The organism is Zongyangia acetica, assembly GCF_038739695.1.
Classification (GTDB): domain Bacteria; phylum Bacillota; class Clostridia; order Oscillospirales; family Ruminococcaceae; genus Zongyangia; species Zongyangia gallinarum.
The window spans coordinates 1-505 of the sequence record NZ_JBBEWN010000053.1 but is presented as its reverse complement, the minus strand read 5'-3'; the positions used below and the strand labels follow the sequence as shown (position 1 = coordinate 505).

Here is a 505-nt window from a genome sequence, read left to right as displayed (position 1 = left end):
CTCGTATCTTCATAGCCTGGCTTATCCCTCCACTTATCAGGGCGTCTGTTTTTCAGCCAGTATATTTGAGCGGTGGTGTCTCCTTTGAGCGCATTTTTGAGCAGAGCATTTTCCACCGCGTAATCCACAACTTCTTTCCCCTTTTTTAGGGAGTCTTGAATGTCTTGATATTTGCCTTTCCACGTCTGTAGCGTAGAATATCCAATTCCAATATTCGAAGCAATCTGCTCATCCGTCAGCCCATCCCTGGCCCATCCTTCTAACACCAAAAGGCCCTCTTCCGTCAACCAATATTCATATTTGCCCTTGGCCATAATCACCACCTCTCAAACAAAAAGGGCCAACACTGATTTGTGCTGACCCTCAAAACATTTTTGAAAATCTTTAAGTTTATTGCGGAATACATCGCCAAGGCCGGGGAATAACCCCGGCTTTCTTTTTGCCTATGTCCTCACATTCCCCTCTTTGCTCCTCAGCATCTGGCACAACGCGTACCGGGTATCCC

1 protein-coding gene is annotated in these 505 nt (G+C 46.5%); it reads right to left on the bottom strand.

Annotated elements, in window-relative coordinates:
* On the bottom strand, nt 1–314 hold a 314-nt coding region (locus tag WGC32_RS15070), incomplete at its 3' end, for a helix-turn-helix domain-containing protein (RefSeq protein ID WP_342683092.1).
* Between the last annotated feature and the right edge of the window lie 191 nt (nt 315–505).